21 protein-coding genes are annotated in these 26,411 nt (G+C 39.4%); 4 read left to right on the top strand and 17 right to left on the bottom strand.

Going from position 1 to position 26,411, the window contains the following annotated elements; all coding sequences use genetic code 11:
- The first annotated feature begins 63 nt into the window (after window positions 1-63).
- Window positions 64-1,548: a DUF1846 domain-containing protein gene (locus ADM33_RS06615; protein WP_049503931.1), complete on the top strand. Its 1,485-nt coding sequence runs from the start codon at window positions 64-66 to the stop codon at window positions 1,546-1,548.
- A gap of 333 nt (window positions 1,549-1,881) precedes the next feature.
- On the opposite strand, the gene glmS is transcribed toward ADM33_RS06615, so the two are convergent.
- The 14 genes from glmS to ADM33_RS06540 form a co-directional block, all read right to left on the bottom strand.
- Window positions 1,882-3,690, bottom strand: coding sequence for a glutamine--fructose-6-phosphate transaminase (isomerizing) (gene glmS / locus ADM33_RS06610; protein WP_049503930.1), 1,809 nt, complete (start codon window positions 3,688-3,690; stop codon window positions 1,882-1,884).
- Between the two features lie 743 nt (window positions 3,691-4,433).
- Complete coding sequence (gene recG, locus ADM33_RS06605; RefSeq protein WP_049503928.1) at window positions 4,434-6,449, bottom strand: ATP-dependent DNA helicase RecG; 2,016 nt, start codon at window positions 6,447-6,449, stop codon at window positions 4,434-4,436.
- Between the two features lie 24 nt (window positions 6,450-6,473).
- Window positions 6,474-7,577, bottom strand: coding sequence for an alanine racemase (alr, locus tag ADM33_RS06600; protein ID WP_049503926.1), 1,104 nt, complete (start codon window positions 7,575-7,577; stop codon window positions 6,474-6,476).
- Window positions 7,567-7,929 carry a holo-ACP synthase gene (gene acpS, locus ADM33_RS06595; RefSeq protein WP_049503983.1) on the bottom strand — a complete coding sequence of 121 codons (363 nt, stop codon included), beginning with the start codon at window positions 7,927-7,929 and terminating at the stop codon, window positions 7,567-7,569. The genes alr and acpS overlap by 11 nt, the downstream gene beginning before the upstream one ends.
- Window positions 7,930-7,974: 45 nt before the next feature.
- Window positions 7,975-9,006 carry a 3-deoxy-7-phosphoheptulonate synthase gene (locus ADM33_RS06590; protein ID WP_049503924.1) on the bottom strand — a complete coding sequence of 344 codons (1,032 nt, stop codon included), beginning with the start codon at window positions 9,004-9,006 and terminating at the stop codon, window positions 7,975-7,977.
- Window position 9,007: 1 nt separating this feature from the next.
- The gene (locus ADM33_RS06585; protein ID WP_049503922.1) at window positions 9,008-10,039 is read right to left on the bottom strand and encodes a 3-deoxy-7-phosphoheptulonate synthase; all 1,032 of its coding nucleotides are present in this window, start codon (window positions 10,037-10,039) and stop codon (window positions 9,008-9,010) included.
- Window positions 10,040-10,120: 81 nt separating this feature from the next.
- On the bottom strand, window positions 10,121-12,634 hold the full coding sequence (secA, locus tag ADM33_RS06580; RefSeq protein ID WP_049503920.1) for a preprotein translocase subunit SecA: 2,514 nt from the start codon (window positions 12,632-12,634) through the stop codon (window positions 10,121-10,123).
- Between the two features lie 667 nt (window positions 12,635-13,301).
- Complete coding sequence (locus ADM33_RS06570) at window positions 13,302-13,895, bottom strand: LemA family protein (RefSeq protein ID WP_000790850.1); 594 nt, start codon at window positions 13,893-13,895, stop codon at window positions 13,302-13,304.
- A gap of 38 nt (window positions 13,896-13,933) precedes the next feature.
- Window positions 13,934-14,791, bottom strand: coding sequence for a TPM domain-containing protein (locus ADM33_RS06565; RefSeq protein ID WP_049503917.1), 858 nt, complete (start codon window positions 14,789-14,791; stop codon window positions 13,934-13,936).
- 667 nt (window positions 14,792-15,458) lie between these two features.
- Window positions 15,459-15,737, bottom strand: a complete 279-nt coding sequence (locus tag ADM33_RS06560) for a DUF5960 family protein (RefSeq protein ID WP_049503916.1) — start codon at window positions 15,735-15,737, stop codon at window positions 15,459-15,461.
- On the bottom strand, window positions 15,730-16,092 hold the full coding sequence (locus ADM33_RS06555) for a hypothetical protein (protein WP_049503914.1): 363 nt from the start codon (window positions 16,090-16,092) through the stop codon (window positions 15,730-15,732). The genes ADM33_RS06560 and ADM33_RS06555 overlap by 8 nt, the downstream gene beginning before the upstream one ends.
- Window positions 16,089-17,504 carry a Y-family DNA polymerase gene (locus tag ADM33_RS06550; protein WP_049503913.1) on the bottom strand — a complete coding sequence of 472 codons (1,416 nt, stop codon included), beginning with the start codon at window positions 17,502-17,504 and terminating at the stop codon, window positions 16,089-16,091. Before ADM33_RS06550 ends, ADM33_RS06555 begins: the two co-directional genes overlap by 4 nt.
- A gap of 3 nt (window positions 17,505-17,507) precedes the next feature.
- Window positions 17,508-18,194 (bottom strand): XRE family transcriptional regulator, encoded by a 687-nt coding sequence (locus tag ADM33_RS06545; protein WP_049503912.1) that lies wholly within the window; start codon window positions 18,192-18,194, stop codon window positions 17,508-17,510.
- A gap of 400 nt (window positions 18,195-18,594) precedes the next feature.
- On the bottom strand, window positions 18,595-18,924 hold the full coding sequence (locus tag ADM33_RS06540) for a winged helix-turn-helix transcriptional regulator (protein ID WP_049496066.1): 330 nt from the start codon (window positions 18,922-18,924) through the stop codon (window positions 18,595-18,597).
- 268 nt (window positions 18,925-19,192) lie between these two features.
- Here ADM33_RS06540 and ADM33_RS06530 point away from each other — a divergent pair, with 268 nt between their 5' ends.
- Window positions 19,193-20,563, top strand: a complete 1,371-nt coding sequence (locus ADM33_RS06530) for a DHA2 family efflux MFS transporter permease subunit (protein WP_049496071.1) — start codon at window positions 19,193-19,195, stop codon at window positions 20,561-20,563.
- A gap of 124 nt (window positions 20,564-20,687) precedes the next feature.
- Here ADM33_RS06530 and ADM33_RS06525 read toward each other — a convergent pair whose 3' ends face one another.
- The 3 genes from ADM33_RS06525 to ADM33_RS06515 form a co-directional block, all read right to left on the bottom strand.
- Window positions 20,688-21,260 carry a DUF6287 domain-containing protein gene (locus tag ADM33_RS06525; RefSeq protein ID WP_049503910.1) on the bottom strand — a complete coding sequence of 191 codons (573 nt, stop codon included), beginning with the start codon at window positions 21,258-21,260 and terminating at the stop codon, window positions 20,688-20,690.
- Between the two features lie 372 nt (window positions 21,261-21,632).
- Window positions 21,633-22,580, bottom strand: coding sequence for an AEC family transporter (locus ADM33_RS06520; RefSeq protein ID WP_049503908.1), 948 nt, complete (start codon window positions 22,578-22,580; stop codon window positions 21,633-21,635).
- Window positions 22,581-22,657: 77 nt separating this feature from the next.
- The gene (locus tag ADM33_RS06515) at window positions 22,658-24,283 is read right to left on the bottom strand and encodes a malolactic enzyme (protein WP_049503906.1); all 1,626 of its coding nucleotides are present in this window, start codon (window positions 24,281-24,283) and stop codon (window positions 22,658-22,660) included.
- A 359-nt stretch (window positions 24,284-24,642) separates the two neighbouring features.
- On the opposite strand from ADM33_RS06515, the gene ADM33_RS06510 reads away from it, so the two are divergent.
- Window positions 24,643-24,993 (top strand): helix-turn-helix domain-containing protein, encoded by a 351-nt coding sequence (locus ADM33_RS06510; RefSeq protein ID WP_025168989.1) that lies wholly within the window; start codon window positions 24,643-24,645, stop codon window positions 24,991-24,993.
- A 127-nt stretch (window positions 24,994-25,120) separates the two neighbouring features.
- Window positions 25,121-25,999 (top strand): LysR family transcriptional regulator, encoded by an 879-nt coding sequence (locus ADM33_RS06505; RefSeq protein WP_049503904.1) that lies wholly within the window; start codon window positions 25,121-25,123, stop codon window positions 25,997-25,999.
- The last annotated feature ends 412 nt before the right edge of the window (window positions 26,000-26,411 follow it).

The following is a 26,411-nucleotide window of genomic DNA, read 5'->3' as shown; positions in this document are numbered from 1 at the left end:
TTCGAACCTCCGTTGTTTCTTATCTTCTATTTTTTTTATATAATAGAGGTCAGAGGTAAAAAAATGAAAAAACAAGCTTTTAGTTCTGAACAATATTTAAATCTACAACGCGACCATATCTTGGAGCGCATCAACCAATTTGACGGCAAACTCTACTTGGAGTTTGGTGGCAAAATGTTAGAAGATTTCCACGCTGCTCGTGTCCTCCCTGGATACGAACCAGATAACAAAATCAAACTCTTACAAGAATTGAAGGAGCAAGTTGAGGTTGTTATCGCTATTAACGCTAGCAATATCGAGCACTCAAAAGCTCGTGGAGACTTGGGCATTTCTTATGACCAAGAAGTGCTTCGTTTGATCGATAAATTCAATGAACTCGGTATCTTTGTTGGTTCAGTTGTCATTACTCAATATGCAGGCCAACCGGCAGCTGATGCTTTCCGTAATCAATTAGAGAAAAATGGTATCGACTCTTATCTCCACTACCCTATCAAGGGGTATCCGACAGATATGGATCACATCATTTCTCCTGAAGGTATGGGGAAAAACGACTATATCAAAACTAGTCGTAACTTGATTGTCGTGACTGCTCCTGGGCCTGGTTCAGGGAAATTGGCAACTTGTATGTCTAACATGTACCACGACCAAATCAATGGTATCAAATCTGGTTATGCCAAATTTGAAACCTTCCCAGTTTGGAATCTCCCACTTCATCATCCAGTCAACTTGGCTTATGAAGCTGCTACAGCAGACCTAGATGATGTCAACATGATTGACCCATTCCATCTCCAAACTTATGGAGAAACCACAGTCAACTACAACCGCGACATTGAAATTTTCCCTGTCCTTAAGCGTATGCTGGAACGTATCTTGGGGGAGTCTCCTTATGCATCTCCAACTGACATGGGTGTCAACATGGTTGGTTTTGCAATCACTGATAACGACGCTGCCATTGAAGCATCTAAACAGGAAATTATCCGTCGCTATTACCAGACAGTTCTTGACTTCAAAGCTGAGAAGGTTGGAGAAACTGCTGTGAAGAAGATTGAGCTTCTCATGAATGACCTAGGTATCACACCAGCTGATAGAAAAGTTGCTGTTGCCGCACGTCAAAAAGCAGAAGAAACAGGCGGACCTGCTCTAGCTCTTGAATTACCTTCTGGTGAAATCGTTACTGGTAAGAACTCAGAACTCTTTGGTCCAACAGCCGCTGCTTTGATCAATGCAATCAAGAAATCAGCTAACATCAATGCTGAAACAAAATTAATTGAACCAGAAGTGGTGAAACCAATCCAAGGTTTGAAAATCAATCACTTGGGTAGTCGCAATCCCCGACTCCACTCAAATGAAATCCTTATCGCACTTGCAATCACAGCTATGCAGAATCCTGATGCAGATCGTGCCATGAAAGAACTCGGAAACCTCAAAGGAAGCGAAGCTCACTCTACGATTATCCTAACAGACGAAGACAAAAATGTTCTTCGCAAACTAGGAATCAATGTAACCTTTGATCCTTACTACCAATACGATCGTTTATATCGCAAGTAAAATACGACACTCACTCCTCTAAGAGTTGGATCCTTATCGTCCAGCTCTTAGAGTTTTTTTATAGCTTTCAAAAAGAATTCTAATTTTAATAGAAACTAGGATAACATTTAATTTTAGATTTATTTCTCATGAATTCTTAAAAGGAGTGATACTCAATGAAAATCAAAGAGCAAACTAGCCGCAGGTTGCTCAAAGCACTGCTTTGAGATATCTACACAAGAGAACTAGTTTGATCATTGATTTTCATTAAGTATACAAAAAAGTGAACAGGACAGCATTCTGATTTCCAGAAAACTATTTTGTTCACTTTTGTTTATGATTTAAACTTTGGGTTTATTCTACCGTTACAGACTTGGCAAGGTTACGTGGCTTGTCCACATCAAGTCCACGGTGTAGAGTTGCAAAGTAAGCGACCAATTGTGTTGGTACGACCATTGAGATTGGTGAGAGGTAAGGGTGTACGGTCGTAAGGACAATATCATCGGTATCTTTAGCAACATTTTCTTCTGCGATAGTGAGGACCTTAGCGCCACGTGCTGCCACTTCTTGGATATTTCCGCGAGTGTGGTTGGCAAGAACTGGGTCTGACAAGAGGGCCAAAACAGGTGTCCCCTCTTCAATCAAAGCAATAGTTCCATGCTTGAGCTCTCCAGCCGCAAAACCTTCACATTGGATATAAGAGATTTCTTTAAGCTTAAGACTGGCTTCCATGGCTACGTAGTAATCTTGACCACGTCCTATATAAAAGGCGTTACGTGTTGTTTCAAGAAGATCACGCACCTTGCTATCAATCAATTCTTTTTCTGAGAGAGTTGATTCGATAGACTGAGCCACGATAGACAATTCGTGAACCAAATCGAAAGCTTTGGCTTTTTCATTGCCATTTGCTTCACCGACCGCTTTCGCAAGGAAGGCAAGAGTTGCGATTTGCGCAGTATATGCCTTGGTTGAAGCAACGGCAATTTCAGGACCTGCATGAAGCAACATAGTATGGTTAGCTTCACGTGACAAAGTTGATCCCGGCACGTTTGTCACTGTCAAGCTTGGAATTCCCATTTCATTGGCCTTAACCAAAACTTGACGGCTATCAGCTGTTTCACCAGACTGACTGATAAAGATGAAGAGTGGTTTCTTGCTGAGAAGTGGCATACCGTAGCCCCACTCAGATGAAATACCAAGTTCAACTGGCGTATCTGTCAATTCTTCTAACATTTTCTTAGAAGCAAATCCTGCGTGGTAAGAAGTCCCAGCTGCTAGAATGTAGAGGCGGTCTGCCTCTTGAACAGCCTTGATGATAGCAGGGTCCACCACTACTTGACCAGCCTCATCTGTATAGGCTTGGATCAACTTACGCATCACTGTTGGTTGCTCATCGATTTCCTTAAGCATGTAGTAAGGATAAGTTCCCTTACCGATATCTGACAAATCAAGCTCAGCAGTGTAGCTAGCACGCTCACGACTGTTGCCATCATAGTCTTGCACTTCAACGCTATCAGCTTTCACGATAACCAACTCTTGGTCATGGATCTCCATGTATTGGTTAGTTTCACGAATCATAGCCATAGCATCTGAGCAGACCATGTTGTAACCATCTCCAAGACCAATCAAAAGTGGTGATTTGTTCTTAGCCACATAGATGACATCTGAATTTTCAGAGTCAATCAAAGCGAAGGCATAAGAACCACGGATGACGTGAAGAGCTTTTTTAAAGGCTTCAAGTACTGACATGCCGTCTTCTTCAACAAATTTTCCAATCAAGTGAACTGCGATTTCAGTATCTGTTTGCCCCTTGAAGTGGTGACCTGCAAGGTAGTCTTCCTTGATTTCAAGGTAGTTTTCAATCACCCCATTGTGGACCAAGACAAAACGTCCTGTCTCAGAGCGATGTGGGTGAGCATTGTCTTCTGTTGGTTTACCGTGAGTGGCCCAACGAGTATGTCCAATACCAGTTGTCCCCTCAACACCAGCAGTTTTAGCAGACAATTCTGCAATACGACCAACAGCCTTCACCAAATGGTTTTCAGCACCACCTAGGACAAAAATTCCCGCAGAATCATAACCACGGTATTCGAGCTTTTCAAGCCCTTGAATCAAAATATCAGTTGCATTTGTGTTTCCAACAACACCAACAATTCCACACATAGTATATACGACACAGACAAACTGTGCTTTCCCCTTAAATTGGTATAGTCTAATTCTCGCTTTGCAGAATCAGCAAAAACAGTATATACTTGTTTCTTTTACTTGTCAAGAATAAAAATTGGTATAGCGTGATTCTGCCGATTCTGTCTACTAAAAATCTATCATATTTCGCCTAAAGCAAGTATTTAAAAAGGGCTCTACCGCCCTTAATAACTACTATTTTGTAGCAAGCTTGTCTGCCTTTACTACTTCTTGAAACATTTTTTGGTAATTTACTTTAATTGTCATTGTCATGTGAGAGTCCTCGTTTCTTTTTGATGAACCCAGTATAAAATCCCTTCCTAAAACATAGCTTATATTTTCCTTAGAAAAAACTAAAAGTAACTTTTGACTCAATGAAAACGAAAGAGCAAACTAGAAAGCTAGTCACAGGTTTCTCAAAGCACTGCTTTTAGATTGCCTGTTAAGACTAAGGTGTTGTTTGAAGTGATGTTGAAGTTTATACATTCAGTAAATCAAATAAACATAAGCACTTTTCTAAATCCCTTACCTGAGAATCCCATATAAAAAGAGCGTTACCGCTCTTTTACTTAGTATTTAGGAGAAGGAGTTTGTTCCTGTTGAAACGTTTTTTGGTAATTCACTTTAATTGTCATTGTCATGTGAGAGTCCTCGTTTCTTTTTGATGACCCTAGTATAGGCAATAACCCTGAAAGCAAACTTAAGATTTTCTTAGAGAAAGCTTAATCTAAATGTTCTTTCTTTTCTAGATTTAGGGCAATCATATGCCACTCTGAGTCCTCCTGCCAGTTAGGAAGAGAGCTGATATAACCAGCTACCTTACGTGCTTCCTCAAGTATTGGGAAGTCCTCGATAATATCAGCCACTTGGAATTCTGGTAAGCCCGACTGTCTGGTTCCAAAAATCTCACCAGAGCCACGCATTTTCAAATCTTCTTCTGCAAGGACAAATCCATTGGTCGTTTCCGTCATGATGCGCATGCGGTCTTTACCTGAGTCCGTTTTAGGATTGGCCACTAGAACTGCATAAGACTGCTTATCCCCACGACCTACACGACCTCGAAGCTGATGGAGTTGACTAAGCCCAAAACGATCAGCATCCATGATAATCATAACCGTCGCATTTGGCACATTGACCCCAACCTCGATAACCGTTGTCGAAACCAGAATATCTGTTTTTCTATCTTTGAACTCCTGCATAATCTGGTCTTTTTCATCACTCTTCATCTTACCGTGTAAGAGAGCAACTTTTGCTTTTTCTGCAAAATGAGCCGTCAATTCTTCCGATAAAGCAATAGCATTTTTAAGATCTAGGGCTTCAGATTCTTCAATCAAGGGCGAAATGACATAGGCTTGAGACCCTTTTTGAATTTCTCCTTCCAACCAAGTCAGGACCTGGGGCAACTGTTCATGTTTAATCCAGCGTGTTACGATCGGTTTTCGTCCCGCTGGCATCTGGTCAATAATGGAAACATCCATATCTCCAAAAGCTGTGATGGCTAAGGTCCGTGGAATCGGAGTTGCCGTCATCATAAGGACATCTGGATTTTCTCCTTTTTCCCGTAAAATACGCCTTTGTCCCACACCAAATCGGTGTTGTTCATCGATGATAATCAAACCAAGTCGAGCGTATTCCACCCCATCCTGTATAAGGGCATGGGTCCCGACGATCACATCAACCTCGCCCTTAGCAATCGTTTCCAAAACCGTGCGTTTTTCTACAGCTTTTAGTGAACCTGTTAGGAGGGCTAGTTTCAAATCTGGAAAGAGACTCTCTAAACTTTCAAAATGCTGCTCTGCAAGGATCTCTGTCGGAACCATTAGAGCTGCCTGATAACCAGCCGTTACAGCCGCGTACATCGCTAGACCCGCAACCACTGTCTTCCCACTACCAACATCCCCTTGTAAGAGTCGATTCATGTGTTGGTCCGACTTCATATCTGTCAGGATTTCTTGCAGGCTTTTTTCTTGGGCTTGGGTTAAGGCAAAAGGCAATTTCTCTTTAACGGCAGTTAGTTTTTCCTGGGACCAATTCAGGACCAATCCACTTCCGTGAATCTTATTTTCAGACTTGAGGGTCTGTAATTGCATTTGGAAATAAAAGAGCTCCTCAAACTTGATTCGACGAAGGGCCTGTTTGTATTCTGCTAAATCCTTAGGAAAATGCATGGCACGAACAGCCTGACAGCGAGACATGAGTTTGTATTTATCGAGCAAGGACTGAGGGATATTTTCCTCTATCAAGAGATCTAGACCCTGGTCAAAGGCTGTTTTAATGACTTTAACAAGGCCTGCTTGACTAACTCCTTGTGCGAGGCGATAGACAGGCTGGAGGTCATCCTCCACTTGGGCTAAAACCTTCATTCCTGTGAGGCTTGCCTTGGCACGATCCCACTTGCCAAAGACAGCCAAAGTTGCTCCTAGTTCAATCTTGTCAGCCAGGTAGGGTTGATTAAAGAAGTTAACCGCAAACACAACTTCTCCCTGTTTGAGACTAAAGCGAAGACGATTGCGCTTAAATCCATAATACTGAACACTAGCTGGCGTTACCACCTGACCAGATAGGACAGCCTTTTCACCATCTTCTAGTTCTAACACCTGCTTGGTCTTAAAATCTTCATAACGGAAAGGAAAGTAGAGCAAGAGATCTTGCAGATTTTCAATTCCTAGTTTGGCATATTTCTCTGCTGATTTAGGTCCCACGCCTGGCAAGACATGCAAGGGTTGGTGTAAATTCATGCTACACTCCTTTCCTTCTGTTTTTTAATAATATTCTCTCGGAACTCGATCACTGAGGAGACAAACTACCTCATAATTGATGGTTCCACGGTAAACCGCTACATCTGTTGCAGTAATCTCCTTGTCCCCGTTTGAGCCAATCAAGGTTACCTTGGTACCCAATGGATAAAGCTTAGGCAAACGAATGGTGATTTGGTCCATGGATACACGTCCTACGATGGGGCACAATTGTCCATCCACCAGAACTGAGAAATTCTGCATATCTCGTGTCCAACCATCTGCATAACCTATCGGTACCGTTGCAATGACTTGCTCACCGTCTGCTTGATAAGTTGCTCCGTAACCCATACAAGCCCCAGCTGGGACTGTTTTAACATGAACAATAGCTGACTCCAAAGTTAAGGCTGGTTTTAGTTCATAAGGCAATTCCAAAACTTGTCCGCTTGGATTGAGGCCATACATGGAATCTCCCATGCGAACAGCACTGAAAATAGTTTCTGCATGCCATAGAGTCGTTGCGGAGTTACTAGCATGAACCAATTCTGGTACTTCTTGCAAGCCAGCAAGTATTTCCTTGAAACACTCTAACTGTTCCTTAAAATAGCTATCCGACTCTTCATCAGCAGTTGCAAAGTGTGTAAAGATTCCCTCAACATTTGCTCCATGCTCCTTGAGTAAAGTTTGAGCTTCTTCAGCCTCGCTTGCACTTCTAAAACCAATTCGTCCCATACCTGAGTCAATTTTAAGGTGAACAGTTAAACCTGATAAGTCTGACTCTGTGGCTATGAGTTTCTGGATCCATTCCAACCCAGCCACTGTCAAGGTAATATCAAAGTCCTTAGCCAATGAAAGAGATTCAACCTCAGATACTCCTAAAATAAGAATCTTCTTAGAAATTCCTGCCTGACGAAGCTCGATGGCTTCATCGATATTCGAAACGCAAAAACCATCAACGTCACCCTGGATAGCTGTTGCAACAGCAACCGCTCCGTGTCCATAGGCATTGGCTTTTACAACTGCCCATTTGAGGGTATCTTGGGGAATGTGCGCTCCCATTTGTTGGATATTGTAGCGAATTGCTTCTAGATGAATAAGGGCCTTGGTTGGTCTATGTGGACTAGTTTTCATAATCTTCCTCCAAAATAACACTAGCTGTCACAAACTGATCTGTATGGCTGATAGATAGCCAAACTTTTCCTGAAAACGGGGATTTGCTGAAGTAGGGAGCACCTCTCTCATTATTCAAAATTTCCAAATCCTGAAATCCTAGCTTTCCAATACCCGTTCCCATAGCCTTTGAAAAAGCTTCTTTAGCTGACCAACGACCAGCCAAATACTCAATCTGTCTACGACCTTTGAGACTGACAAAGCGCTTCAATTCCTTGTCTGTCAAAACACGCTGCGCAAAGCCTTCTCTTTTTTCAACTGCATGTTGTATGGAAGCTAATGCTTCGATATCGATTCCGTGTCCAACTATCATTTTCGTCAAAAAGAGTTGAGGTTCCCCCAACTCCATCCTTTTCACTTATTTTGTTAAGGTAGTATAGATTTCTTCTACCAAGGCTACTGTGTTTTCCCATCCTAGACATGGGTCTGTAATAGAACAACCAAAGATTTCTGGTTGATTTTGGCGACCATCTGCCAAGTAAGATTCAATCATGAAACCTCGAACTGTCTTCTTGATCTTTTCATTCCAGTCACGATTGAGCAGAGCCTGACGAACAATTCGAACTTGCTCCATATATTGCTTGCCTGAATTATCATGGTTAGTATCAATCATGATAAAAGGATTTTCAAGCCCCATAGACTCGTAACGGCCGATAGCATCTAAGAGAGTTTCATAGTAGAAGTTTGGTTCATTCTTCCCATATTCATTCATAGCTCCACGAAGGATAACGTGGGCCAGGGGATTACCTGAAGTCTCAACTTCTTGTCCATGGTAAAGAAATGTTTGCTTGTTTTGTGCAGCATAGATGGCATTAAACATAACAGATAGATTTCCTGAGGTTGGATTTTTCATCCCTACTGGTGCATCAATCCCTGAAGCTACAAAACGGTGTTCTTGGTCTTCTACTGAACGCGCTCCCACGGCATGGTAGCTTACCAAGTCGTCAACTAAAACTAGATTGGAGGGATAAAGCATTTCATCTGCTGTAGTCAATCCAGTTTCTGTAATAACACGATAATGAAGCTGACGTACAGCCTGCAAACCATTAATCAAACTTGGTGCTTTAGAAGTATCTGGCTGATGAACCAAACCCTTGTAGCCATCTCCATTGGTGCGTGGCTTGGCTGTGTAAACACGCATGACCATGAAAATCTTATCCGCAACTTTCTTCTGCAAGTCTGCCAAACGGCGAGCATACTCAAGAACTGCTTCTTCATTGTCAGACGAACAAGGTCCAATGACCAACAAGATTCGGTCATCCTTTCCTGAAAGAATGTCTGCTAGTTCCTGGTCACGGCTTTCCTTATGTTGCAAGGCTTTTGCAGATAACTGTGTTTCCGCCTTAATCGCTTCAATATCGATTTCTTGACCTTTTTCAATAAATGCCATATTATTCTCCTAGTCTTTGGTAGATTTCACGTACAAGAGCCTCAGTATTGTCCCATCCTAGACATGGATCGGTGATAGATTTCCCAAAGACCTCTGGTTCATTTTGACGACCGTCTTCTAGATAAGACTCAATCATGAAACCACGAACATATTTTTTAATCTTTTCATTCCAGTCACGGTTAATCAAGGTCTGACGTACGATACGAATCTGATCCATATACTGCTTGCCTGAGTTATCATGGTTGGTATCAATGATGATAAAGGGATTTTCAAGGCCCATCTTTTCATACTGGGCAATGGTATCCATCAAATTATCATAGTAGTAGTTAGGAATGTTTTTCCCGTATTCATTGAGGGCACCACGGAGAATAGCATGCGATAGAGGATTTCCAGTCGTTTCAACTTCTTTCCCTAGGAAAAGGAAACTTTGTTTGTTTTGAGCCGCATAAATACCGTTGAACATGACATTGAGATTTCCAGACGTTGGATTTTTAAAACCTGTCGCAAAATCTGCTCCACTAGCTACAAAACGGTGTTGTTGATCTTCAACCGAACGAGCTCCAACTGCCATGTAAGAAATCAAGTCATCTACCAAAGGAAGGTTTTCTGGGTACAACATTTCATCCGCTGTCGTCATTCCTGTTTCAGAAATAACACGGTAATGCAGGTGACGAACCGCCTTGATCCCATTGATGAGACTAGGTGCTTCTTTGGCATTTGGTTGGTGAATCAAGCCCTTATAGCCATCACCATTAGTACGTGGTTTAGCAGTGTAGACGCGCATGACCATAAAGACACGGTCTTTTACTTCTTCTTGCAGTTTTGCCAAACGCTTAGCATACTCAAGAACTGCTTCTTCATTGTCAGACGAACACGGACCAATCACTAACAAAATGCGTTGATCTTCACCACGAATAATCGCTTCAAGTTCTTGATCGCGTTGTTGTTTATTGGCAAGTGCCTGTCCTTCTAATTTAGACAAACTACGAACTTCTTCAATATTAATTTTAGGGCTTTTGGCTGTAAATACCATGATTCATCCTCCTTATAAAGCAAACGGACGCCAAGCGAAAATTCACTTTTCACTAGGCATCCGCCTGAAAATTAGTCATTCTTAATGTCGTTTACCGTGACAGTTTTTAAATTTCTTACCAGAACCACATGGGCATAAGTCGTTACGCTTAACTTGGCTAAGATCCAAATCTGCAGGAAGCTCAGTCTGTTGTGCAGCAATATTACGAGTTGCTGTCGTACTGATATGACGCTCTGCTTGTGGACGCTCTTGTTCATGAATTTGTGCTTTCATCATCAAACGAGTCACATCAAACTCAATGGAACCAATCATATCATTAAACATACGGAAACCTTCTGCTTGATACTCAACGACTGGGTTATTCTGAGCATAACCACGGAGACCAACAGCATTTCGCAACTGATCAAGAGCATCGATATGGTCTGTCCACTTGTTGTCTACAACACGTAGGATCAAGACTTTTTGGAATTCTTTAACAGCTTCCTCATCACGAAGCTTAGCAACTTGGCTATCATAGACTTTCAAGGCACGTTGATAAAGTTCATCTTTGATTGCTTGGTCTGATAAACCTTCTAGGTCTGAAAGTGAAATTGAATCTTCTGGAAGCAAGTTGTATCTTGCAAAATTCAAGATAGCTTCTAGTTTTTCATCTTGTTTAGCACGCGCATGATTATCAACAACACGATTAATAGTGCGTTTAATCATTGCATGAATCTCAGGAGCCAAATCGCGATCAGCAGTGATGACATCGTAACGTTGTGAGTAGATAATCTCACGTTGCTCACGCATGACATCATCGTATTGAAGGACTTGTTTACGTGTGTCGTAGTTGTTTCCTTCAACACGTTTTTGTGCTGCTTCAACCTGACGTGTCAACATACGAGATTTGATTGCTTCGTCTGACATATTGAGACGTTCAAAGACACCCTTCAAGCGCTCTGAACCGAAACGTTTCATCAAATCATCTTCCAGAGAAAGGTAGAATTGTGACTCCCCTGGGTCCCCTTGACGTCCTGAACGTCCACGAAGCTGGTTATCGATACGACGGCTTTCATGGCGTTCTGTACCAATGACACAAAGTCCACCAAGTTCACGAACACCTTCACCAAGCTTAATATCAGTACCACGACCGGCCATGTTGGTCGCGATTGTAACTGCACCACGTTGGCCAGCATTCATGATGATTTGAGCTTCTTTGTAGTGGTTCTTGGCATTCAATACTTCGTGAGGAACGCCTGCGGCTACCAATTTTTTAGAAATATAATCACTGGTTTCAACTGCAACTGTACCAACCAAGACAGGTTGACCTTTTTGGTAGCGAGCTTTTACATCTTCGACAACAGCCTTAAACTTAGCTTCGATACTTGCATAGAGTAGGTCTGAGTGGTCGATACGTTGAACCGGACGGTTTGTTGGGATAGGAATAACACGAATATTGTAAATTTCGCGGAATTCTTCTTCCTCAGTCTTACCAGTACCTGTCATCCCTGACAATTTCTTATACATACGGAAAAGGTTTTGGTAGGTAATAGAAGCTGAAGTCTTGGTTTCATCTTGGATTGGCACACCTTCTTTGGCTTCAATCGCTTGGTGCAAACCATCAGAATAACGACGACCTTCCATGGTACGACCTGTAAATTGGTCGACAATCAAGATTTCCTGCTCTTCGCTGACCACATAGTCAATATCAAGAATCATGATGTAGTTAGCACGAAGGGCATTGTCGATAAAGTGAGTCAAGGCTACGTTTTCGATATCATAGAGATTTTCTAGTTTGAAGTAGCTTTCAGCCTTGTCAATACCAGAATCAGATAGACCAATTGTCTTAGACTGAATATCAATGATATAGTCATCCTTATCCAAAGACTTCACAAAATGGTCCGCCATATGGTAGAGTTGGCTAGTTTCAACTGCATTGGCTCCTGAAACGATCAAAGGAGTACGAGCTTCGTCAATCAAGATAGAGTCAACCTCATCGACCAAGGCATAGTTAAGCGGACGTTGAACCATATTCTCCGCACGAACAACCATGTTATCACGAAGATAATCGAAACCAATCTCTGAGTTTGTTGAATAAGTGATATCACACTCATAAGCTTCTTTTTTCTCCATTGGAGATTTGGCTGCCAAGTTGATCCCTACTGACAAACCAAGCCATGAGTACAACTCACCCATCTCAGTCGCGTCACGTTCTGATAGATACTCATTGACCGTAACTACGTGTACACCTTTACCTGAAAGGGCGTTAAGGTATACTGGCATAGTCGCTGTCAAGGTTTTCCCCTCACCAGTACGCATCTCAGGAACGTCACCATGGTGAAGAACGATTCCCCCCATAACCTGAACCTTATACGGGAAAAGACCAAGAACACGCTTAGCTCCCTCGCGTACAACAGCAAACGCCTCATACAAAAGTTGGTCAAGAGTCTCACCATTTTGATAGCGTTGTTTGAATTCTTCTGTTTTTGCTTTCAATTGCTCGTCTGTTAACGCAGCCATTTCATCTTCATATCTTAAGACTTTGTCCGCCATCTTTTCCAAGCGACGGAGTTCGCCTTTATCATTTTCGATGATTGTTTTTAGTAAATTTGCCATTTTTTTCCTTACTTTAAATTCTGAATATTTTAGAATGTTCTTTTTATTGTAGCATATTTGCCCAATTTTTTCAAGAAATATTCCGTTTTCCCTTAGGGCAAAAAAGGGCTAATCATCGAGATTAGTTCCTCTTAAAATTCCTACTCTTAGTTTCATTTTTCCCTAATTTAAACTTCTACTTAACTCAACATTGAGAATCGAAGCATCCTTCAGTTATTAGGCACTAATTTCCTCAGTTCTCTCAAGGAAGATTAGCCTTATTCTTTTCCAACTTCAGTTTTTTCATAAACTTTAGACAAGTATAAACTATCCAGTCATTGAGTAAGGATAAAAAGACTAAAACTATCCATATCAACCACCTAGCCAAATCCTTGGGCTCTAGTAAAATAAAATTAAATAAGATTAGCGAAAAAAGAGTGAAGGTTAGACTAAACAAGGCCATGAGAGGTAAATAAATCCAGTAAAAATAGTAAAGGAATGAAAAGTGCTTACTTCCTGGTCGTACCTTCCTTTGCCAACTAAAAAAGAAAAAATAGGGCACTAAAATCAACAATTGTAGCAACTTCTCCATCTCATCACCTCCAGAACTGTTTCCTATTTTTATTATAGCAAAAAGACCTGGAAAGTAGTTTCCAGATCTTGCAATTCTTAGAAATAAACGGCCAGTCTACTGTTTTGATGTAGAAGTACTAAAGTCAACCTTTGGAGCTGTCTTGGCTTCTTCGCTTTCTTTGAAGGTTTCTGCTTCTTTAAAGTTCATCATATTAGCAAAGAGAACAGTTGGGAAGCTTCTCAATTTTTGATTGTAGTCAGTTGCTGCCTGGTTGTAATCCTTGCGGGCTACAAAAATACGATTTTCGCTTCCAGCCAACTCCGTCATGAGTTGTTCCACATTTTGATTGCTCTTAAGCTCAGGATAGTTCTCTGTCAACACAAGCAGGCGTGAAATAGCTGAACTCAACTCACCTTGAGCCTCTTGGTTTTCCTTCGAAGTAACAGAGCCATTCCCAATTTTTGCACGTGCTTCTGCAATCTGGGTGAAGACCTCTGTCTCATGGTTCATTTGTCCCTTTACAGACTCTACCAAATTTCCAATCAAGTCTGAACGACGTTGGAGGGCTGTCGCTACATTTGCTTGAGCTTGTTCTACCTTGGTCTGTTCAGAGACAAGACCGTTATAAGTACCTACGACCGAGCAACCTCCCAGCAAGATAATAGCTAGTAAAATGCTCAATACATAAATGATTCCTTTATTTTTCATATCTAAACCTACTCATTTCTTTAAATTTTATACTGACATTACCAATCATCAGATGAACCTCCACCATCAAAGCCTCCGCCGTCCCAGCCACCAGAAGAATCTGAACCTGAGTCTGACCAAGATGAATCCGAATCGGATGAGTCACTAAACCACCATCCTCCGTCAGAGGAATCTCCTCCTCGGCCACCGCCGCCTCCTCTAATAATGGCTATAAATATGATAATGAAATAAATGATTATCCCGACTCCGAACACATTGTCCATAGGATCACTGTTCTTACGATGACTAGACGAGCTACTATTTCGACTCGATTTTTTACCACTGATGCTATCAGAGTAACGTCTGATTTTGGCGGAAGCATCTGCAAACGACGTTTCATCAGATGAAAAGGTTCCACTTCCCTTATAAAACTGATTATCCAAAGCTTTGGCAATCGCTAGAATTCCCTTACTATAGTCCCCATTTTTAAAATCTGTACGACTGGCTGCCAAGATCTGCTTGGTTTGGTAGTCTGTTATTCTAATTGCGGTATTATTACTTGTTTCAACTCTTGATTTTCGATCTTGAACAGCTACCACAATCAAACTTCCAAAATTATCTCCTGAATAACCTATCTTCCAGGCTCTAGCCGTCTCATTAGCGACCGTTTCAATGTTTTCTCCTTCTAAACTGTCCACGATATAAACTCCCACTTGAAGCTTTTCTGCCTTTTTACTATTAGCTTCATTCAAATCACGAATTTGTGTGATAGTGTCCTCTGTCAAATAATGATTTGGATCGTAGATACCATAGTCTGGTTTTTCAGGTGCTGTGAATGCTGATAAGAAGAGAAATACCATCAGCAATCCAAGGATACGCGCCAAGAAACTTTTCTTTAACAATCTATATTTTTTCATAATAACCTCCCTGTGCAAGGAAAATTGTTTAGAGAATTATAGCATTTTGATTTTTACAAAGAAAGTACATTTTCATTACAAATCTATGACAAGAACTAAGAAAATGATGTTTTTTTGATGACAAATCGGACTCTCTATTCTGCATTAAATGGTCTAAATTTCCACCATATTGACTGCAATCTCTAGAAGGAATAAGCAGAAGTACTCGGAACCAATCTTAGATAAATTTTGGATCTGTTGACAAGCCTTATTTCTTGGCATTATAGTTCATAAGATTTGCATTTCTTGATATCCAAGGATAGATCACACAACTCATGACAAAAGAGAGGCTTTGAGAGGGAGGAATTCCTCTGTACTACACCCCCGAAAAATTTAACTTTCGGAGTCTATACATTCTTAAATCTACTAGTCTTTGTATTCTTGTGGAGAAAATTTCAGATCCATAAAAAATTTTCAGAAATTTTTATTTTACAATATGATAAAAAATATAGTCATCGATATATTTATCTACTGATCAACCATTTTTAACGTTTTTTCCGTTATTCTCAAAATTTTCGAAATCACTTGATGAATTTATGATGTTTTAGCACTCTCTGTTAGGGGTGCTAATTCACTGGGTAATTTATTTTCAAAATAAATATAGACTTCATCTGTCGTAGCGTTCAAATTATCTATTTACATGCTTTTTATAGTGAAAACTTCTACATCCTACGCGATAATCTATCTCAAAATAATAATAATGATCTCTACCATCCTGGGCATTTTCCTTGTTCAAGACAAAGTAGTTCTTTTGGTTGATAGCCATGGTTCGCAGAATATCATCAATCAAGAAAGTCAAGGGTACATTCATGGCAGAGTATTTTTGGAAATCTTCCTCAAAACGAATGTAGTCATCTGAAAAATAGTCCATCTGTAGTTTGTTTTCATATAACTCTTTTCTAGTCATAAACTTCCTCCTGACAAAGTTGGATTGTGAGAATATCATCTACCCTTATTAATCGATAGCCTTCATCCGTTCTAATAGAGATTTCTTGAGGAGATAATTCTCTTACTTCACCCAATATCGTACTTTTATGATTTTTATCCTTGACCACGAAAGATCCTTTTAGGCGTCCGACGTAGAGCTGGGAAAGTAGCAACAACTTCTCGACTGGATTCAAATCAGGCGATACATCGACACGATTTTTTTCTGCACTGAGTGAACTGGTATGCTCCGATAGAAAAAAGCCCATCCACTTCTGCATGCCTGGATCTTGATAATCCCTCGCGGATTGAAAAGGCAAATAAGAGCGATCAATCATTTTAATCCATCTAATCCTCCAGCAGAGTGCCCTCCGATCAGCTTACTTCTGGCAATACTTCTCGATGCATCCTCTAAGGCAGTTGCCTTCAAAAGAGAAGTAAAGCCGAATTGTTCTCGAATGGAATCAATGGCAGTCTGGAGCCTTTCTTCTTTTTCTAGCTTGTCAACATCATCAAAAAGGGAAATTAAAGCAAAGGACTCGTCCACAAATCCTGAATAACTAATGGCAACGCTTCTGACAGCTCCAGAAGTATATTTGCTATGGAATAATTTCAGTACATAACTGACTAAAAGACCGGTATTATTGGTCGGCTCAATCTTCATCTGGGTATGGATGGAGCGTTTTTGTTCCTGCTTAGAAAATCCAAGATGAATAGACACAACTGTCGTCTTCTTTCTGGCCCGTCGAAGCCTGATAGCCACCTGCTCAGCCATCTCTCGAAGGATAATTTCGATGTCTCGCTGCTTGACATAGTCTCTCGGTAAAATTTGCGAATTGCCTAAGCCGTGAGATTTGGCTTTATAGGGCTTGTGAACATTACTCTCGTCTATTCCATTGGCATGAAACCACAAGCGAAGTCCAGCTTGGCCAAGTTCCTTCTTCAGGACATCCGGATTGCTATTAGCCAATTCCTTAATCGAATGAATTCCTAAGGCGTTCAAGCGCTTCTCCATTCGACGTCCAATCCCCCAAAAGTCAGTCATCTTTGGAATAGACCAGACCTTATCTTCCACATCCTGGTAAGACCAATTGGCTCGCATAGTCGGTGTGTGCTTGGCTTCATTATCCAAAGCCAACTTAGCAAGCAGAGGATTGGCATTCGACATGCCGACCGTCGAGTAAATCCCGGTCTGTCGCCAGATATCTCTCTGGATACGAGCCGAAAGCATGTCCAGCTTATCTTTACGAGAAATCTGCTGGTCCGGAACAAAATAATTAAGCGAACTAGTTAGATCAATAAAGCCTTCATCAATTGAATAAGGATAAATATCATCTGGACTGCCATAATTCTGGAAAATGCGCTGAATTTCCATGTTGACTGCGATATACTTATCCATCCGAGGAGGGGCAATGACGGTCTCCCGAGCCCAGTCTTCGATAAATCTCACATAGGCTGGGTCTGTCCGTAAGCCTTGTTTTTTGGCATTGTAGTAGGAAAATTTACGCGTCTTAATATCAAAGGGGAGGTCATAGGCACGGCCAACATTTGCTTTTCCAAAGACCTTTTTAAACATAGGTGAGGAGGCAAGAATCAGCCCAACAGAATTATCCGCCCGACTCATGACACAAAGGGAGGTTTTGAGGGGATGAAGTCCTCTTTCTACACACTCAACGCTAGCATAAAAGGACTTCATATCGACAAAGGCAATATCACTTTTGGGCTCTCTGGAATAATCAAAGTAGCCCATAGACTATCCCTCCATGGGTACGAAATTGCCCACGATAATACCCACAATCCGCGGATCTTCTTCGTAAGAAATTAAAATATCCTTGTATTTAGGATTGATGGAAACCAGACGCAAGCCTTCCTCTTCTCGATAGACCCGTTTGATATAGGTCTGGTTATTGCAAACCACTGCATAGACAGCACCGTCATAATCAAATCCGGTCTCTCGAATCAGAGCTACTGATCCATTTTGATATTTGGGTTCCATAGAATCTCCAGAGACCCAGGAAGCAAAATCGTGAGCTAGTTCCTCATTAAAGTAAACCGTGTCAAAGTTTCGATCATCATAAACTGAAGCACCAATCCCAGCTGACATGCGTTCGTAGACATGATACTCGTAGAGTTTTTCTGAAATAACAGTCACCTTCTTGGCTTGTTCTTCTTGAGCCAAGTCGCGAGCATAGACCACCACCTTCTCTTTCCCTTGATTGGAAAGGCTGTTATAGAGACGGACAATTTCGATTTGAGTAAAATAGCCTTTTGGTACTTTTAAAATCTCTTCTAGCTGTTTAACTTTTTCTTCGGAAGGCTCCTTGACTCCACGTTCCCAAGCCGAATAAGCCTGAAAACTAATGCCAAGCTTCTCTGCAATTTCTTTCTGTGTTAGCTTTAACTCTTTTCTCCGAGCCTTGAGTTTTTCTGGTTGGTACATATTTTACCTCCTAGTCTGATGCTTTCGTTGCAGGTTGACTTTATTTTTAAAAATTCAACCATTTTGGTTTATTTTTATTATATAAAAAAAGCAGACGACTGTCTAGTGGGAATGTTGAGGTATAACGAATATAATTATCTAGTAATACAAAAAAGAACGCCCCCAAAAGTTAGATTTTTTCTGTCTAACTTTTGGGGGGCAGTTCAATTTAGATGATTTTTTATTTTTCCTATTTTTACCTATGGTTTTATCCACTACAAAAAATTATAGAGCCCACAAACTCTAGTCACACATTTGAACTAGTGTTTTACATTGCCTTGATTAACAAGGTTACAAAATCTTTCATAATTACATTTTTTATTTATAGAAAAATATTAGTAATAAATTATGCAAATTCAATCTAATCACCATAAGTTTGCTCCCATTTTTTCATTTCTTCAACGATACTTCTTAGGGCAATACCTTTTTTTGTCACTTTATATTCAACCTGTGGAGGCGATGTCGGTAAAACTTTTCTTGATAAAATACCTTCTTTCTCGAAATCATGTAACCGTTGAGCTAATATTCTCGGATTAATACCTTCTACACTACGCAAAAGACTACCATAATGTATATTACCATCAATAATTTCAGATAAAATCTCAAGAGTAAATTTACCTTTTAGTAAATTCAAGACCCTTCTTGCTGGACAAATTGTTTTTTTCAAAGGTTGCATCTTGCAAGTCTCCATTCGTTTCCTCCTTTTTTGATAGTTACTATACTTTTTTTCCCTTCTTGTTTCAGAAATAATTACATGATAAGCTAATTATATCACTTGAAAGTGGAAATTACTATGAATATTATAACTAAGTTTGACCGTATCAAAGATATTCTCTGTCGCGCTGGTGGAAGATACCTTGGTACTGGATATACTCAAGTAAAATATTTTCAGAAAGTTAAATGTATTGCTTTTGATTGATAAATAAAAATTGGTTTGATGAAATAACGGAGGAAGCTTGATGAAAAAAACAAATACAAAAGCGCCAGCTTATCTACTTTTTATTCTTTCGCTAGGATACATTATGGCGGTCCTAGATACAACCGGAGTGGTTCTTGCTGTTCCTCATATCGAAACAGCTATGAGCGTCTCATTAGAGCAATCCATTTGGATTATTAATGCCTATACACTAGCTTTAGGGTCTTTGCTCCTACTTTCAGGAAATTTAACAACAAAATATGGTGCTAAACGAATTTTATTAATTGGAATGACAATTTTTACACTTGCCTCGTTAGGGTGCTCTGTTTCACCAAATATTGAAACATTAATTATAATTAGATTCATTCAAGGTTTCGGTGCTTCTTTGTTCATGCCAAGTTCATTAGCACTTTTATTCATTTCATACCCCGATTCTACTAAAAGAGCACGTATGTTAGGAATCTGGACAGCAATTATTTCTGTTGCAACCGGTACTGGTTCTTTTATTGGTGGACTAATTATTAACTACTTCGGATGGAGGGGTATTTTCTTAGTCAATATTCCATTTGGAATTTTGACAGTAATTTCAATATTACTTCTCGTGAAAAATAATATTGCCAATCTAAAGACCAGAATTGATATCTTTAGTAATATATTTCTGGTTACAACTATCGGAAGTCTAGTTATTTACCTTGTTGAAGGGAATCAATATGGTTATAGTAACTCAAATCTTTTATTGTTTCTTCTCATATTTATATTATTTGCTATTGGTTTAGTAGTCCACGATAAAAAAAGTAAAGCACCTATTGTTCCCCACCAACTATTAAAAAATGCTAAGTTTATTGTCTCTAATCTATTAGGTTTAGTAGTTAACATTTCACTATATGGCATTGTTTTGGTGCTAGGACTCTATTTTCAAACTTATTTAAACCTTTCCTCAATGGTTTCTGGACTCCTCATTCTACCAGGAATGATTGTCTTAATTATTGGTAATTTATTTTACGCACGTGCTGTAAAACGATTTTCCGTGGGAAGCCTCGCTACTGTCTCAATTATTTTTGCCATTGTAGGAGCAGCAGGAATTTTTGGAATTGGAGTTCTTTTTCATGAAATTCAACTATACATCCTAATTCCTTTATTTTCTTTAATGAGTCTAGGTATCGGAGTGTTAACTCCAGCAACTACAACCATTCTTATGGAAGCTGCTGGTCAAGAATTATCTGGAATTGCTGGTGCAACTCTAAACGCTAACAAACAGATTGGTGGACTTTTTGGTACAACAATTATGGGGATTGTAACTACTAATTTATCCCATGATTGGAATATAGTCATCGTTGTCGCATTTTTGGTTAACGTGATAATGTATATTGCTACTTGGTTAATTGCCAGTCGTTACCTTTATGGAAAAGAATAAAAAGTAGACGAATGTCTAGTGGAAAAATCTATTTTTGAACCCTACTTACTTCATCTCCATAAAATGATACTGACTTACAAATAAAGAAGAAAACCATCTCAAATTTAATGAGATGGTTAATCATTTAGTCTACTCTATAAAAGACTTGTTCTGAACTAGTTGGAGCAGCTTGACCAGCAATAAGCCTATTTTTACTTGGATCAGAATCAACCCACTTCATAGTAGTTCCCGCAGGATAAACACTCATACCAAATCCTGTATTCCCACTTCTAACACTAAAGTTAATACTCCCATCGTTACCTAGACTCACTTTTTCAATGTTACCACTATTCACTAGTCCATTTTTATCGAATGTAAACTCTTGCCCAAGTCCATTTCTCCATGTTCCAACTAGAGTAGAGAAATCTCCATTTAGAATGGCTTGCTCATCTATTTTTTGTGACTCAGCATTCGTTTGCTCTTCTTGTGTCGAAGGTTTTTCCTCAGTAGTCATAACACTATCTTGAGTAGTCGTTGAACTAGTGGTTGTTGTACTAGTCGCTGTCGTACTAGTAGCAGAAACCTGTTCTGTTGTAGCATTTACTGCTTCTACATCTTGCTTCTTATGATTAAAGAAGAGCATAAAACTTATCAGTACTATAGCAATTAAACAACTTAACAGAATCAAAATCCAATTGATGCTTTTTCCTATTTTCATTTATAACTCCTTTAAATTATTCGCATTTAATTATATCATACTAAACTTATACTAGGAAGAAATTGTATAAGACAAAGGCTAGTGGTGTGATTTTTGGGGGTTAACTCTCTATTGAGGATTAAAAAAGAACACCCCGAAAGGTGTTCTTTGTAAATATAGTCATTCTTTCGAAGAACGTTTACTAAATTGTAATGCTTTACGAGCTTTTTTCAATCCTAGTTTGAAAAGTCTGGCTTTTAGGACAGCTCAAAAGCGCTTGATAGGAAACGTCCGAAGAGTTTCTGCCGATTTTGATTTCAAGAAATAGGAATAGATGTATCTATAATAGTGAAATTTCTTAATGCAAAACTTTCAATCCTATCCTCTTCCTTCTCATCCTAATAAAGTTTGTAATATTGGAATAACAACGATAAATAGAACCGTACTTAGAGTCACCACATTCGTAGAGAATTCCACATCTCCTTTTCCCTGATTAGCAAGGATTGGGAGAACAGCTAGAGCTGGTGTAGCGGACTGAATCATAAAGGTCTTAAATTCTACTGTCGCCATATTTGGCGCAAAGAACTTCAATACAAGAAGCATGATTAGAGGAGCTAGGATAAAGCGTCCAACTAAAGTGACAATTGTATCTTTATCAAAAGTAATAGTATTCAAGCCTGCCTTTGCAAGAACGATACCAATATAAATCAGAGATAGGGGAGTGACGATATTTCCAACATAAGTCAAGGTATTCGTTGCGAAGTCTGGAATAGAGATTCGAAGAATCAAACATAGCAGAGCCACAAGAAAACCTACAAGCGGAGCTGGCAGCAATTTCTTCCAGTCAAATTTACTTGTCTCCTTGCTTTGACCCGATTTACTGTCACTCGTCATCAAATACACGCCCAATGTCCAGGTGGAAATCGTGTTGGTGATATAGTAAATTAAGAAATAAGGAAGAGCCTGATCCCCAAAAAGAGCAACGTTTAAAGGTAAACCAATAAAAATAGTATTGGCATTCACAAAAGTATTAATCATGGTTCCTCGCCGTCCTGGACGAACCTTGAAAACCACAACTGCAATATAAGCTACGATATAGCCCAAGATAAAGGCCACAAATGTATAAAGGAGACCTCCAGAAAGACTGATTAGCTTATCTAGTGTTAGGTATTTCATCACCGACACAAAGATTGACGCTGGCAAGGCTACATTCATGATCAAACGAGATAGGTTAGGTCCAAAGGCATCTCCAAACCATCCCTTCACCTGAAGAATATACCCCAAAACAATGATAGCGATAATCGGAATAATACTCGTAATCGAGGTTAACAAGAGTGACATAGGTATCCTTTCTAAATTACTTAAGTCCACAGCCCATACAAATCTGTCGCTAGCAAAGGATAGACAGCAACAATGAATTATTTATACTCTGGATACCACTTCAAATCACGAACTGCTTTGGCCATATCTGTTTCCTTAGCACGCGCAAGACCTTGCTCTTGTGCTTTTTTAGCGACTGCTTCTGCTACTTTAATAGAAACACCTGCTACATATTTGAACGGTGGCAAGACAGGAGCTCCTGGTTGGCCTGGATTGACAATACCACTCAATGAATGAGCTGCTGCTCCAATCATTTCATCAGTCAAAAGACTTGCTTCAGAAGCCAGCATACCTAGACCAAGACCTGGGTAAATCAAGGCATTATTGGCTTGACCAATCACATAGTCGACACCTTTATAAGAAACTGTATCAGCAGGAATTCCTGTTGCGACAAAAGCTTTGCCATCTGACCATTCAATCAAATCTTTGGCACTAGCTTCTGCTAGTTTGGTTGGATTTGACAAAGGGAAAATCATCGGACGTTCTGTGTTTTCACACATAGCTTCTACTATTTCTTTAGTGAAGGTATTAGGCTGAGTCGAAGTTCCTACAAGAATGGTTGGCTTCACAGTCTTCACTACTTCAAGCAGATCAGTCAACTTGTCTGCATTACTAAAGTCAGCACGTTTCTTAGCAAACGGTTTTTGTTCAGGGGTTAGGTCATCCATGTCAGCAAAGAGAAGACCTTGTTTATCAACCATAAAGAAACGTTTATAGGCTTCTTCTTCAGAAAGACCTTCATTCACCATTTCACGAAGAACACGAGAGGCAATTCCTGCACCCGCAGTACCACCACCATAGCAGAGATAAACTTGATCTGTTAATTTTTCACCACTAATATCCAGTGAACCAAAGATACCACCCAAGGTAACGATTCCTGTACCTTGAATATCATCATTAAAAGTTGGAATTTGTTTCCGGTATTTTTCAAGAATATTGGCAGCATTCGAGCGGCCGAAGTCTTCCCAGTGAAGGTAAAGTTTAGGAAAGAGACGTTCTGCTGTTTGAACAAATTGGTCAATGAAGTCGTAGTAACGTTCACCGCGAACCCGTTCGTGACGATTCCCTAAGTAGTTAGGGTTGTTACGAAGTTCTTCACGGTTAGTCCCTGCATCAATAACTAAAGGAAGGACCATAGAAGGATCGATTCCAGCAGCACCCGTGTAGACCATCAATTTCCCAACAGAAATATCGACACCATTTGTTCCCCAATCACCGATTCCAAGAATTCCTTCTGCATCTGTTACAACAATGAGACGAATCTCGCGATCCCCAGCAGCATTTTTCAAAGTGGCTTCAATATTTTCAGGATGATTGATATCAAGATATCCCGCATATTGTGGATCTACAAAGAGGTCACTATAGCCTTCAATGGTATCTGCAATGGTTGGATCGTATACAATTGGATTGAATTCCTCCAAATGTTGAGAAAAGAGGTAATAGAAAAGAGTTCGGTTGGTATTAAAAATTTCCATTAGGAAAAGACGTTTTTCCAAATCATTGGCTTTTGTTTGCATTTGTGCATAAGTTTGCGCCGCTTGTTCTTCAATCGTTTGAACATATGGTGGCAGTAAACCAATAAGACCTAGTTCCTTTCGCTCCTCTAAGGTAAAGGCAGTCCCTTTATTGAGGAAAGGGTTGTTTAAAATATCATGTGCAGTCATAGTGCAACCTCCTTTTTACTCCTATTATACCACCTAAAATGAATTGTTTGGAAAACTTTGTCGTTTAAAAAATACAATCGTGTACGCATATGTTATAATGAGTCTACGAAGACAATTTTCTAATAAGCTCTTTTATACTTAAAACACTATTGTTAATGGCACTTTAAGGTGTTATTTTTTATAAAGTTCTGAACTCATAAAACTCTCGATGATCACTCTTTCCTAAAAGTTTCGAGTAAAAGAAACTAATCATACAAATTGACAATCCGAATTAAAATAAAAATTATATAAGTTTGCTATGTAATACTTTGTATTTTTTAATATGTTTTTTTGTCATACAAAACTTGTATTCTATTTATATGACGAATAAAAACTATTTACAACAATATATTTCCCAAAAAGTGAAATATTTTCGAACACAGAAAAAAATGAGCCAGGAAGAACTTTCGGAACAAGCAGGACTTGGGCTTAAGTATATCAATCAACTTGAAAACCAAAATGTGAATCTGACCATTCACAGTCTTGAAAAAGTGATTGTCGCCCTAGAGATGACCCCAGAGGAATTTTTCAATTTTGATAGCCTTGAATCAACCTCTGATAAGACCGACAATCTTTCACTCAAAAGAATCAACATGAAGATTAAACAGCTCCCTATTGATAAACGAGAAAAGATGTTGGTCATTTTTGAAAGTATCTTAGATAACCTTTGATATCCCTGACTCACTTACATTTTAACCGGTGAATACTCGTATAGTCAAATTGTAGGATACGGATAAAAAGTGTTTATCTGGTGATTTCCACTTATTTTCCTTCTCCAACTAATGAAAGTGAGCCCATATGAATTTAAAAGATCTACAATATTTTTATGACCTCTGCCAGCTTCAATCCTATACGGAAGTAGCAAAACAACATAAAGTCAGCCAGCCATCTATTTCTTATGCCATCAAGCGCTTAGAGGAATCTTTTAATTGCAAATTGATTTACCATGATCCTTCACATCGTTCCTTCAAACTAACTCCTCAAGGGCAGATCCTTCTAAAGCATACAGAAAAGATCTTACCTGAGGTTATTTCTACTCGCAAAGAAATCAATCGTTCCTTGGCCCAATACTCTACTGTAGGATTCCCTCCTATTATCATTCAGTATCTCTTTGCTGCCTTAAACGAAAAAGATAAATTCGATTTTTTAAAAAAAGTACGCCCTATCCGCGGTGGCTCCGTAGAGTTATTAAATCTTCTCCTCAAGGGAGACCTTGATGCAAGCCTACTAGGTTTGATTGAACCACTCAATCATCCTTCAATAGAGACGCATGAACTCTTTCATAAAGAACTGTATGTCGTTTTATCTAAGAACCATCCTCTTGCTACTGCTCCTTCCCTCACTTTTGAAGATTTAGTAGATCAATCCTTTATACTTTTAGACGAACACTTTGTTCACCTGAAAGCTTTTGAACTACTTAATCAAAAGCATCAAAACAAGGCAGAAATATTCTTTAAGAGTGACGATATTGTCATCATTAAAGAACTTTTAAAGAAAGGGATTGGCCTTAGTTTACTAGCTGATATCGCACTTTCTGATGAAGATGATGATTTAATAAAAATCCCTCTAATACCGGAGGACCAGATAACATTTACAGTTTATTATGCTTATCTCAAATCAGCTACACTGTCATCAGAAGTAGAAGCCTTATTTAATCTCATTAAATCATATGAATAGAAAAAAACTCTAACTATCAACTACCTGATAGCTAGAGTTTTTTACATTATAGGTATTAGACTAAAGTACGAAGAAATAGGATATGATCTCCGAATCTTTTCATTTACCCGATACCATTCAAGGAGATTTCTAATTATAAATCTACAAGATATCAATAAAAAAGAACACCCCGAAAGGTGCTCTTTGTAAGTATAGTAATTCTTTCGAATTAACGTTTACTAAATTGTGATGCTTTACGAGCTTTCTTAAGACCTGGTTGGAAACACTTTTATTTGAATAAGTTTCAATATCCGCTTAAAATCAATGTTTTCCCACATTTACAGAAAACAAAATTTCATCTAATTTGAATCAATTTCAGTTGAATGGTGTGAATTTTACCCTAAAAATACACAAATTGAGCTAGATTTTACCA

The sequence above is a fragment of the Streptococcus oralis genome, from assembly GCF_001075875.1.
Lineage (GTDB): Bacteria > Bacillota > Bacilli > Lactobacillales > Streptococcaceae > Streptococcus > Streptococcus oralis_I.
The sequence above is the reverse complement of the archived record's forward strand: the minus strand, read 5'-3'. Positions and strand labels throughout refer to the sequence as shown.

Coding starts and splice junctions, on each gene's coding strand:
- ADM33_RS06615 (WP_049503931.1), top strand. CDS start 64: ATGAAAAAACAAGCTTTTAGTTCTGAACAATATTTAAATCTACAACGC.
- glmS (WP_049503930.1), bottom strand. CDS start 3,690: ATGTGTGGAATTGTTGGTGTTGTTGGAAACACAAATGCAACTGATATT.
- recG (WP_049503928.1), bottom strand. CDS start 6,449: ATGAATTTACACCAACCCTTGCATGTCTTGCCAGGCGTGGGACCTAAA.
- alr (WP_049503926.1), bottom strand. CDS start 7,577: ATGAAAACTAGTCCACATAGACCAACCAAGGCCCTTATTCATCTAGAA.
- acpS (WP_049503983.1), bottom strand. CDS start 7,929: ATGATAGTTGGACACGGAATCGATATCGAAGCATTAGCTTCCATACAA.
- ADM33_RS06590 (WP_049503924.1), bottom strand. CDS start 9,006: ATGGCATTTATTGAAAAAGGTCAAGAAATCGATATTGAAGCGATTAAG.
- ADM33_RS06585 (WP_049503922.1), bottom strand. CDS start 10,039: ATGGTATTTACAGCCAAAAGCCCTAAAATTAATATTGAAGAAGTTCGT.
- secA (WP_049503920.1), bottom strand. CDS start 12,634: ATGGCAAATTTACTAAAAACAATCATCGAAAATGATAAAGGCGAACTC.
- ADM33_RS06570 (WP_000790850.1), bottom strand. CDS start 13,895: ATGAAAAATAAAGGAATCATTTATGTATTGAGCATTTTACTAGCTATT.
- ADM33_RS06565 (WP_049503917.1), bottom strand. CDS start 14,791: ATGAAAAAATATAGATTGTTAAAGAAAAGTTTCTTGGCGCGTATCCTT.
- ADM33_RS06560 (WP_049503916.1), bottom strand. CDS start 15,737: ATGACTAGAAAAGAGTTATATGAAAACAAACTACAGATGGACTATTTT.
- ADM33_RS06555 (WP_049503914.1), bottom strand. CDS start 16,092: ATGATTGATCGCTCTTATTTGCCTTTTCAATCCGCGAGGGATTATCAA.
- ADM33_RS06550 (WP_049503913.1), bottom strand. CDS start 17,504: ATGGGCTACTTTGATTATTCCAGAGAGCCCAAAAGTGATATTGCCTTT.
- ADM33_RS06545 (WP_049503912.1), bottom strand. CDS start 18,194: ATGTACCAACCAGAAAAACTCAAGGCTCGGAGAAAAGAGTTAAAGCTA.
- ADM33_RS06540 (WP_049496066.1), bottom strand. CDS start 18,924: ATGGAGACTTGCAAGATGCAACCTTTGAAAAAAACAATTTGTCCAGCA.
- ADM33_RS06530 (WP_049496071.1), top strand. CDS start 19,193: ATGAAAAAAACAAATACAAAAGCGCCAGCTTATCTACTTTTTATTCTT.
- ADM33_RS06525 (WP_049503910.1), bottom strand. CDS start 21,260: ATGAAAATAGGAAAAAGCATCAATTGGATTTTGATTCTGTTAAGTTGT.
- ADM33_RS06520 (WP_049503908.1), bottom strand. CDS start 22,580: ATGTCACTCTTGTTAACCTCGATTACGAGTATTATTCCGATTATCGCT.
- ADM33_RS06515 (WP_049503906.1), bottom strand. CDS start 24,283: ATGACTGCACATGATATTTTAAACAACCCTTTCCTCAATAAAGGGACT.
- ADM33_RS06510 (WP_025168989.1), top strand. CDS start 24,643: ATGACGAATAAAAACTATTTACAACAATATATTTCCCAAAAAGTGAAA.
- ADM33_RS06505 (WP_049503904.1), top strand. CDS start 25,121: ATGAATTTAAAAGATCTACAATATTTTTATGACCTCTGCCAGCTTCAA.